The sequence below is a fragment of the Aliidiomarina sp. genome (assembly GCF_022565475.1).
GTDB lineage: Bacteria > Pseudomonadota > Gammaproteobacteria > Enterobacterales > Alteromonadaceae > Aliidiomarina.
In genome coordinates this window covers 99,201-107,732 of the sequence record NZ_JAIUMR010000010.1, presented here as the reverse complement: position 1 = coordinate 107,732, position 8,532 = coordinate 99,201, and the positions used below count along the sequence as shown (strand labels likewise).

At 47.7% G+C, this 8,532-nt stretch carries 10 protein-coding genes and 1 pseudogene; 1 reads left to right on the top strand and 10 read right to left on the bottom strand.

The features are described 5' to 3' along the window. The 8 genes and pseudogenes from rplD to dusA form a co-directional block, all read right to left on the bottom strand. Positions 1 to 94 (bottom strand): annotated as a pseudogene (gene rplD / locus LAT77_RS09895) (50S ribosomal protein L4); the annotation flags it as partial. A gap of 18 nt (positions 95 to 112) precedes the next feature. Then, positions 113 to 751: a 50S ribosomal protein L3 gene (rplC, locus tag LAT77_RS09890; protein WP_126794499.1), complete on the bottom strand. Its 639-nt coding sequence runs from the start codon at positions 749 to 751 to the stop codon at positions 113 to 115. Positions 752 to 786: 35 nt separating this feature from the next. Continuing rightward, positions 787 to 1,098, bottom strand: coding sequence for a 30S ribosomal protein S10 (gene rpsJ / locus LAT77_RS09885; protein WP_007419233.1), 312 nt, complete (start codon positions 1,096 to 1,098; stop codon positions 787 to 789). A 293-nt stretch (positions 1,099 to 1,391) separates the two neighbouring features. Beyond that, positions 1,392 to 2,003, bottom strand: coding sequence for a DUF6445 family protein (locus LAT77_RS09880; protein ID WP_290564395.1), 612 nt, complete (start codon positions 2,001 to 2,003; stop codon positions 1,392 to 1,394). 141 nt (positions 2,004 to 2,144) lie between these two features. Continuing rightward, positions 2,145 to 3,353, bottom strand: a complete 1,209-nt coding sequence (locus LAT77_RS09875; protein ID WP_290564394.1) for a dipeptidase — start codon at positions 3,351 to 3,353, stop codon at positions 2,145 to 2,147. A gap of 62 nt (positions 3,354 to 3,415) precedes the next feature. Continuing rightward, positions 3,416 to 3,709: a hypothetical protein gene (locus tag LAT77_RS09870; protein ID WP_290564393.1), complete on the bottom strand. Its 294-nt coding sequence runs from the start codon at positions 3,707 to 3,709 to the stop codon at positions 3,416 to 3,418. 202 nt (positions 3,710 to 3,911) lie between these two features. Next, positions 3,912 to 4,331, bottom strand: a complete 420-nt coding sequence (locus LAT77_RS09865; protein WP_290564392.1) for a VOC family protein — start codon at positions 4,329 to 4,331, stop codon at positions 3,912 to 3,914. After that, the gene (dusA, locus tag LAT77_RS09860; protein ID WP_290564391.1) at positions 4,328 to 5,338 is read right to left on the bottom strand and encodes a tRNA dihydrouridine(20/20a) synthase DusA; all 1,011 of its coding nucleotides are present in this window, start codon (positions 5,336 to 5,338) and stop codon (positions 4,328 to 4,330) included. Before dusA ends, LAT77_RS09865 begins: the two co-directional genes overlap by 4 nt. Positions 5,339 to 5,493: 155 nt before the next feature. On the opposite strand from dusA, the gene zur reads away from it, so the two are divergent. Beyond that, the gene (zur, locus tag LAT77_RS09855; protein ID WP_290564390.1) at positions 5,494 to 5,940 is read left to right on the top strand and encodes a zinc uptake transcriptional repressor Zur; all 447 of its coding nucleotides are present in this window, start codon (positions 5,494 to 5,496) and stop codon (positions 5,938 to 5,940) included. Between the two features lie 9 nt (positions 5,941 to 5,949). Here zur and alr read toward each other — a convergent pair whose 3' ends face one another. Then, entirely contained in the window at positions 5,950 to 7,041 is a 1,092-nt protein-coding gene (gene alr / locus LAT77_RS09850) for an alanine racemase (RefSeq protein ID WP_290564389.1), read from the bottom strand. Positions 7,042 to 7,066: 25 nt separating this feature from the next. Continuing rightward, positions 7,067 to 8,464: a replicative DNA helicase gene (gene dnaB, locus LAT77_RS09845; RefSeq protein WP_290564388.1), complete on the bottom strand. Its 1,398-nt coding sequence runs from the start codon at positions 8,462 to 8,464 to the stop codon at positions 7,067 to 7,069. Between the last annotated feature and the right edge of the window lie 68 nt (positions 8,465 to 8,532).

The following is an 8,532-nucleotide window of genomic DNA, read 5'->3' as shown; positions in this document are numbered from 1 at the left end:
CAACCTGATGCACCAAAGCTTCATTGTATTCACGTCCAAAGGTAGCTTCGGAAACTTCAAGAGCGCCTTTCGCGTCTTTTAATGCTAATTCCATCACTAATCTCCTCAGACGTTACGCTTTGACCGCTGGCTTCACGATGACATCGCCACCAGAAGCTCCAGGGACTGCACCCTTAACCAGGATCAAGTTGCGCTCAGCGTCAACACGGACGACTTCAAGGGACTGAACAGTTACCTGTTTGTTACCCATTTGGCCGGCCATTTTCTTACCTTTAAATACTTTACCAGGTGACTGGTTTTGACCAATTGAACCCGGAGCACGATGCGATAACGAGTTACCGTGTGTAGCGTCCTGAGTTGCAAAGTTCCAGCGCTTAACGGTACCGGCAAAGCCTTTACCTTTAGAAACACCAGTAACGTCAACTAGTTTAGTATCCGCGAGAATTTCCACGGTGAGCTCAGATCCAACCGCAAAGTCCGCGCCTTCTTCAGCGTTCAGGCGGAACTCCCACAAACCGCGACCAGCTTCTACGCCAGCTTTGGCGAAGTGACCAGCTTCAGGCTTGGTGACTCGGTTGGCCTTTTTGCTACCAGTGGTCACTTGAAGTGCGCGGTAACCGTCAGTGTCAAGATCTTTCACTTGAGTCACTCGGTTTGCCAGCACTTCGATCACAGTCACAGGAACAGATGCGCCATCTTCTTGGAAGATGCGGGTCATTCCTACTTTCCGACCGACTAGACCAATAGCCATTGTTAAAACCTCTTATCCAGAATCTTGTTGCTCACTTAGCCCAGGCTGATTTGTACATCAACACCAGCGGCCAAGTCCAAACGCATCAGAGCGTCAACAGTTTTTTCTGTTGGCTCGATGATATCGATAAGACGCTTGTGGGTGCGGATCTCGTACTGATCACGGGCGTCTTTGTTTACGTGCGGAGAGATCAGCACGGTAAAACGTTCTTTGCGCGTTGGCAGTGGAATTGGTCCACGAACCTGTGCACCGGTACGTTTCGCTGTATCTACGATTTCCGCCGTAGACTGGTCGATCAGGCGGTGATCGAAAGCTTTCAAGCGAATCCGAATTCTTTGACCAGACATAAATCAAAGCCTCATATAAAGAGCATTTAAAAAAGAGCATAAAAAAACTCGCACCTTTCCCGCATTCCTGCCGAAAGATGAAGCCTTTTAAACCACCATTCGACCCCCAATCGGGGCCGCTGTTGCAGCGCTTTTTGGCTTATGAGTCGACAAGTCGCTCACAACCTCAACACTGAAATATTACTTACGCCTAAATAGACGTGGGCGAGATTATACAGACACGCACACCAAAGTCAAATAATTTGGAGCTTGAATAACCTGCATCCTCATATTTAGAATATAGCAATTAATGCTTACGCTCTCGCTGAGCGAAAGAACATTAAATAAACTAAGCGGCCATTTTCGATCGATGTACCGAACGACTCGCCGGCAGTGTGCCAAAGCCATGGACGCAACAAAATAAGCCGGTTAAACCGCATCGGTACGCGCATCGTCATGTCCCACTTCGAATCGTCCAATGAATCGCGATCTAAGAGGTCAGCCACCCACTGTTTCGCCGACGCTGCACCAAATCGTTGCTGGGCTTCCTGGTCATTATAAGGCGCGCGTTCAGTGTCGGTCTCTTTGTGGCGGAAAAATTCGGTGCCGCCGCGACAATCTTCAGGATTACTCAAATAAAGAATTCCCGACCAGTGCGATGCATCAACATGAACTTTGGCTTTACCAACATCGGACTCCAAGGCGATACGACATTTACCATGCGCTTGGTCTTTATCCATGGCTATTAATGGTTCGCCAACGATTCTTGAGACTTCCTCGCTCAATCCTTCTAAATTGATTCTCTCCACAGAATTTCGGCCAGGGTAAGGCCCCTGCACTTGCGGATAGTTCAGTTTCAGTGCTGCTTCTCGCAGCGCTTTAGCGTTACTAAAAAAATCATCAACAACAATCAGCGAAGTAGGCATAACAGGTTACTCAATTTATTCATTTTATCGGACCAGTTTAACCACATTCCAAGCGCATGTGAACCCAACCCCGCGCGTAAAGAAAAGGCTCGCTAGTCTTGCAACCGGCGAGCCACTATTGTTTAAACTGCGAACAGCTGATTACTGCTGGGCGGCGGCAAATGCTTCTGCAGCACGCCAAACACGCAAGGTATTGCCATGCAAAATTTTGTCAATATCATCTTCTGAGTAACCGCGATCCAACAATCCCTGAATAAGGTTAGGGAAAGTGCGAACGTCTTTCAGTCCCACAGGTAAAGTGTCACCGACACCGTCGTAGTCTGAGCCGATACCGACATGATTAATGCCAACTAATTCAACGATGTGGTCGATATGATCAAGAACATCTTCAAGCGTTGCAAAAGGATACGGGTTATCAGCACGCATTTGTGCAATTGCGGCTTGCGCTGCTTCGGTACCTTCGCCAAGACGCTCATTGATTTCTCGGGCTAAACGATTAATGCGCGCGCGATGTTGATTTGCTTGTGGTGTCACAAATGTAGACCCAAAGGTCACCTGAATGACACCATCATTTTCCGCTAAGGCTTTAATCATGTCGTCATTCATGTTGCGCTGCCAACCTGGGGTAAATCGACGCGCTGAAGAATGGGTTGCAATGACGGGCACTTGTGTAATCTCAAGCACGTCATAAAACGCCTTATCAGAAATATGGGAGACATCGATCATCATGCCGATGCGATTCATTTCCACGACTAATTCTTTACCAAAGGGACTGAGTCCGCCCCAAGTACCGCGAATATCGTAAGATGAATCAGAAATATGGTTGTCTTCAGAGTGCGCAAGCGTCACGTAGCGGACACCGCGATCAAAAAAGTGTTGTAACTTTTCAAAGCTGCCTTCAATAGGAGCTCCGTTCTCCATGCCCATAGGCAGTGACATTAAGCCTTGTTCAAATTGCGCTAATAATTGGTCAACGCTGTGCGGGATAGCAAATTTTTCTGGTGCCCGATAAACCAAAGCTTCCATAAAATCGATGAGATGATTCGCCAGCGTATAAGCGCCATTGTCCTCATAACTCGACGGGATATAAATCGCCATAAATGGTGCGTTCAGACCGCCCGCCACCGCTCGTTCATAATCAAAGTCACCGCGTTTCGTTGCATTCGCTACGTCTTCCCAGTCATTGATCAGACGCCACGGTACATCGATATGCGTGTCGATAATCAGTGACTCTTGGGCAATACGCAATGCTTGCTCACTCGCAGTGACTTCTGTGGCCACGGCGTTTGCAGTAAAGCCAAGCATTGCGGCGGTAACTGCTGCCAAGGTAAAGCGGGTTAAATGTTGCATAGTTCACACATCCGTTCAGTGATTGTTATTCGAATTCTCATTCGAGATTATCAAAGAACGAATTAAGGTGCGAGTTCATCCGCTGCTTTTTCAGCCTGTTTGACCACGACTTCGTCGTGTTCGGCATTAGAGTTCTGTACAAGTGCTTGAAACTCAGCTTTGTTTTGCTCTAACTGCGCTGTCACAATCGTTTTAAAGGTCGAGCGTAACTGCTGCGTAAACTGACTAGTTTGCTGTTTGACCATCACGTTCACGAGTGCAGCTAAATCACCTTCTGTACTTTGCGACTGTGCGTAACTTGGTTGTACTGACAACATGAACAAGCTTGCGACACCTAATAGCATTAATTTTTTCATGACCTGAATCCTCATTTAAGTTCGATACAGTTCCGATGCCTACAACATGTCAATTCGACTGGCAAACTGTACTTAGGTATATTCAAGTCTCGTGCCAAGTTTCTTAATTATTTGTTTTTTATATGATATTTCCATTTAAAAAAGAAAAAAGGCCTGTCTACACAAGCCCTTTGTCGTATTTTTGCCTAACCGTTAATCAGAATTACCAAGTGCCGGTATTTTCCATCGACTGCCAAGGCTCTTGTGGTGGTAACGCACCACCAGCTTGTAAAAGTTCAATTGAAATATCATCGGGAGAGCGCACAAACGCCATGCGACCGTCTCGTGGCGGACGATTAATCGTGACGCCCATCGCTTGCAGATGCTCGCAAGTCTGGTAGATGTCCTCGACAGAAAAAGCTAAATGGCCAAAGTTACGACCACCGGTATAGGTTTCCGGATCCCAATTGTAGGTCAGTTCAATCTCGGCCTCTGGGGTCTCTTTTGCAGATAAAAATACCAGTGTAAATCGGCCTTCGGGAACGTCTTTACGACGGACTTCTTGCAAACCAAGTCCCTCACAATAAAACCGCAGTGACGCGTCTAAGTCGGAGACACGAACCATCGTATGTAAGTACTTCATACTTTTACCTCATTTTTTTCTGCAGCTAATAGAGCTTGATGCTCATCAAAACGACGGGCTTCATCATGAATCACCTGCAGCGCTTGCAAAAGTGGCGAAATATCTGTCGCTTTGGGTCCCTGCTCACTCAGTGTACGGCGCCATTGTCGCGCACCCGGACAATTCTGATAAAGACCAATCATGTGACGAGCAACATGCCAGAAACGACCGCCATTTCTGATGTGCTCTTCGATATACAAGACCATAGTCTCAATCACCGATTCTTTATTCGGAGTCATGACCGACTCATCGAATAGACTATCAACGTCGGCCAAGATCCATGGGTTCGAATAGGCTGCACGTCCAATCATGACACCGTCGACGTGCTGTAAATGCGCTTGCGCAGCGGCAATTGTGTCAACCCCGCCATTCAAATGGATTTGGATATTCGGATAGTCGCGTTTTGCTTGATAAACCCGCTGGTAATTTAACGGTGGAATCTCACGATTTTGTTTCGGGCTCAAACCACTGAGCCAAGCCTTACGTGCATGCAAGATAATGCGTTTGCATCCAGCATCGACAACTGGCTGTAAGAATGCCTGAAGAAATTCGTAGCTATCATATTCATCAATACCCAAGCGCGTTTTCACCGTAACGGGCGTTTCTGGTGCTGAGTCTTGCATGGCTTTCACGCAATCAGCAACGAGCGCGGGCTCTGCCATCAAACAAGCGCCAAAACGGCCATTTTGAACGCGATCCGATGGACAACCAACGTTCAAATTAATCTCGTCATAGCCGCGCATTTCAGCGAGCTTTGCGCAAGCGGCCAAATCAGCTGGATCACTGCCGCCGAGTTGCAAAGCGACTGGGTGTTCAGCCTCATGGTAGGCTAAAAAGTCCTGTTTACCATGCAAGATTGCCCCTGTCGTCACCATTTCCGTGTACAACAATGCAGTTTGGCTAATTTGGCGATGAAAGAACCGGCAATGGCGATCAGTCCAGTCCAGCATCGGGGCTACGGAAATCATCTAATACTCCTAACCGAGGGCAATCAGCGCCCATAGGTTTTCACACGAATAAGCGAGACATTTTACGCCATTCTGAGGCTTGTTTACAGCGTCCGATTAGCGCACACTAAGAACTTCAAAGAATTGAAGTGATCAATAGTGTGGAAATGAGCCTGATGCAAACTGAATCAACGGAACAACTCATCAAGCGTGCTGAAATAATGTGTCAACGCCGGGGCGTTCGCTTAACGCCAACACGTCGTGAAGTCTTTGCAATTTTAACCAAGCAAGACGGCGCTGTGGGTGCTTATGATTTACTTGAGATGCTGAAAGCTGAAGTACCCAACGCTAAACCACCAACGATTTATCGTGCTTTGGAGTTCCTCCAAGCGCAGGGGTTTGTTCATAAAGTATCATCGTCGAATAGCTACGTGCTTTGTTCTCATTTCGAGAAGCAACATCCGGTGCAAATGCTGATTTGTTCGCTGTGTGGCAATGTACAAGAAATTCACTCCAGTGGCATTCATCAAGAATTTATCAATCAAGCCGAGCAAAAAGGATTTCAAGTTCAACACCAAACGGTTGAAGCTCTAGGCGTTTGCAAGCAATGTCAGCACGCCTAGCTTAGGCCATTATTGGTAATCAAGTTGCACACGGCGAGCAACGTTACAGAGCAGTTCGTAAGGGATCGTTCCTACCGCCTCAGCAACTCGTTCAACGGGTAGTTTTGCGCCCCAGAGCTCAGCTGTGTCACCAAGCTTCACGGATAAACGACGCCCAAGGTTGACGGTCACCATATCCATGGCGACGCGACCGACCAGTGGATATATGTTGCCGTTAATTAAAATTGGCGTTCCTTCTGGTGCATGGCGCGGATAACCGTCACCGTAACCAATCGCAACTATACCAATATAGGTGTCTTCGGAAGCAATCCAATAACCGCCGTAACCAACCGCCTCGCCGGCTTTAATTTGCCGCACAGAAATAATACTTGCGCGCAAATTCATCACCGCTTTGAGGTCATGATCGGCACCAGTCTTGGTTGCAAATGGGCTCACTCCATACAAGGCGAGTCCGGGGCGAACCCAATCGTATTGCGGTGCGAGTTGCGCTAACAAGGCGGCGCTATTAACCAACGACGTTGAACTCGGTGGCAGTTGCTCAAGAATACTTGCGAATAATGCAATTTGGCGCTCATTTTGCGGGTGTTCCGGTTCATCAGCACACGCAAGATGACTAATTACCACTGGGTGGTCGTTCACTTGCGGCAAGTCCAGAAGTTGTTGGTAAGCACTTACCACTTGATCCGGCTCTAACCCTAATCGATGCATGCCCGTATCGACTTTCAACCACACCTTCAACGTATCACCTAGTTGGTCGACCTGACTTAACTCTTTCATTTGCCGCAAATTATGGATGACCGGCTGAATATTACTCGCGGCTAGCACCGGAATCTGCGAGGCATCGAAGAAACCTTCAAGTAACACGATCGGACGGGTTACACCGGCATTCCGCAATTGTAATGCTTCGTCCACGCGGGCAACACCAATCGCGTCAATTTCACTTAAAGCCTGGGCAATACGTTGCAAGCCATGGCCGTAGGCGTTGGCCTTCAGAATAGCCAAAATCCGTTTACCGCCGGCAAGCTTGCGAATCACTTTCACATTATGCTGCAGCGCTGCTAAGTCAATAGCGGCCCATGCGGGACGCATTAAGTCTGCCATGCTTTACCTCAGCTCACGCAATGCATTAATACTCATCGTCGATGTCTGCGCCTGTGTAATTATCGAAGCGTGAATATTGACCATGAAACATCAGTTTAATTCGTCCGATCGGACCGTTCCGTTGTTTACCCAAAATGATTTCAGCCAATCCTTTATCAGCAGAGTCTGGGTGATACACTTCGTCGCGGTATATAAACATAATCACATCCGCATCTTGCTCAATTGACCCTGACTCACGTAAGTCTGAGTTGACTGGGCGTTTATCTGAACGCTGTTCCAATGAACGATTCAACTGCGATAGAGCGACAACCGGACATTTCAACTCTTTGGCTAATGCCTTCAGTGAGCGCGAAATTTCGGCAATTTCAAGGGTTCGGTTTTCCGCCATGCCCGGAACTGTCATCAATTGAAGATAGTCGACCATGATCATACTGACGCCCTTATGTTCTCGGGCTATACGCCGCGCACGTGAGCGCACTTCGGTAGGAGTGAGACCAGAGCTATCATCAATATAAAGCTTACCTCGGTCTTTCAAAACCGACATTGCCGAGGTTAAACGATGCCAATCTGCATCGTCCAATTGTCCGGTACGGACCTTGGTTTGATCGACGCGACTTAATGAAGCCAACATCCGCATCATAATTTGCTCTGCCGGCATCTCCAAACTAAAGACCACCACCGGCTTTTCTTCGTTCAATGCAGCATGCTCAACCAAGTTCATGGCAAACGTGGTTTTACCCATCGATGGGCGCGCCGCGACAATAATCAAATCAGAAGGCTGAAGTCCTGCGGTTTTTTTATCTAAATCAGTAAACCCAGAGGACACGCCAGTGACGCCACTCAAATTCGCATGGCGGCTAAGGTATTCAATCCGATCCAGTGTTTTGTCGAGAATATTGACCAGTCCTTGCGGACCTTCCTCACCGGTACTGCGCTTTTCCGCGATTTGAAACACGTGCTGCTCAGCGAAATCAAGTAACTGTTTACTGCTGCGCCCTTGGGTGTCATACCCAGCCTCTGCAATCTGATTGGCAACACCAATCATTTCTCGGATTAACGCGCGCTCACGGACGATATCGGCATAGGCAAGAATGTTTGCCGAACTTGGCGTGTTTTTCTGCAGCTCCATCAAATAAGGGGCACCGCCTACTCGATCGAGTTCATTGGTTTGTTCAAGTCGCTCCGTTAGCGTAACTAAATCGACCGGCTTCGACTCCTCACTTAAACGCGCCATCGCTGCAAAAATTAAACGATGCGAATGTAAGTAAAAGTCATCCGTGATCACGCGCTCAGCAACATTATCCCACTGCTCATTATCAAGCATGAGACCACCGAGTACTGATTGTTCAGCATCAATTGAATGCGGGGGTGTTTTCAGGGCTGCGAGCTTAGCATCTGTTGTTTTTTTCTTATCGTTAGCCACAAGGAACCATTTTCGCTCTGTTTGAAATCAGAGATTGATAATACACAGGAGATAAAAAAAAAGCAGCA

What these genes read in the sequence shown, in the direction of transcription:
- LAT77_RS09875 (WP_290564394.1), bottom strand. Translation starts at nt 3,353, where the DNA reads ATGCAACATTTAACCCGCTTTACCTTGGCAGCAGTTACCGCCGCAATG.
- alr (WP_290564389.1), bottom strand. Translation starts at nt 7,041, where the DNA reads ATGGCAGACTTAATGCGTCCCGCATGGGCCGCTATTGACTTAGCAGCG.
- LAT77_RS09870 (WP_290564393.1), bottom strand. Translation starts at nt 3,709, where the DNA reads ATGAAAAAATTAATGCTATTAGGTGTCGCAAGCTTGTTCATGTTGTCA.
- dusA (WP_290564391.1), bottom strand. Translation starts at nt 5,338, where the DNA reads ATGATTTCCGTAGCCCCGATGCTGGACTGGACTGATCGCCATTGCCGG.
- rplC (WP_126794499.1), bottom strand. Translation starts at nt 751, where the DNA reads ATGGCTATTGGTCTAGTCGGTCGGAAAGTAGGAATGACCCGCATCTTC.
- zur (WP_290564390.1), top strand. Translation starts at nt 5,494, where the DNA reads ATGCAAACTGAATCAACGGAACAACTCATCAAGCGTGCTGAAATAATG.
- rpsJ (WP_007419233.1), bottom strand. Translation starts at nt 1,098, where the DNA reads ATGTCTGGTCAAAGAATTCGGATTCGCTTGAAAGCTTTCGATCACCGC.
- LAT77_RS09880 (WP_290564395.1), bottom strand. Translation starts at nt 2,003, where the DNA reads ATGCCTACTTCGCTGATTGTTGTTGATGATTTTTTTAGTAACGCTAAA.
- LAT77_RS09865 (WP_290564392.1), bottom strand. Translation starts at nt 4,331, where the DNA reads ATGAAGTACTTACATACGATGGTTCGTGTCTCCGACTTAGACGCGTCA.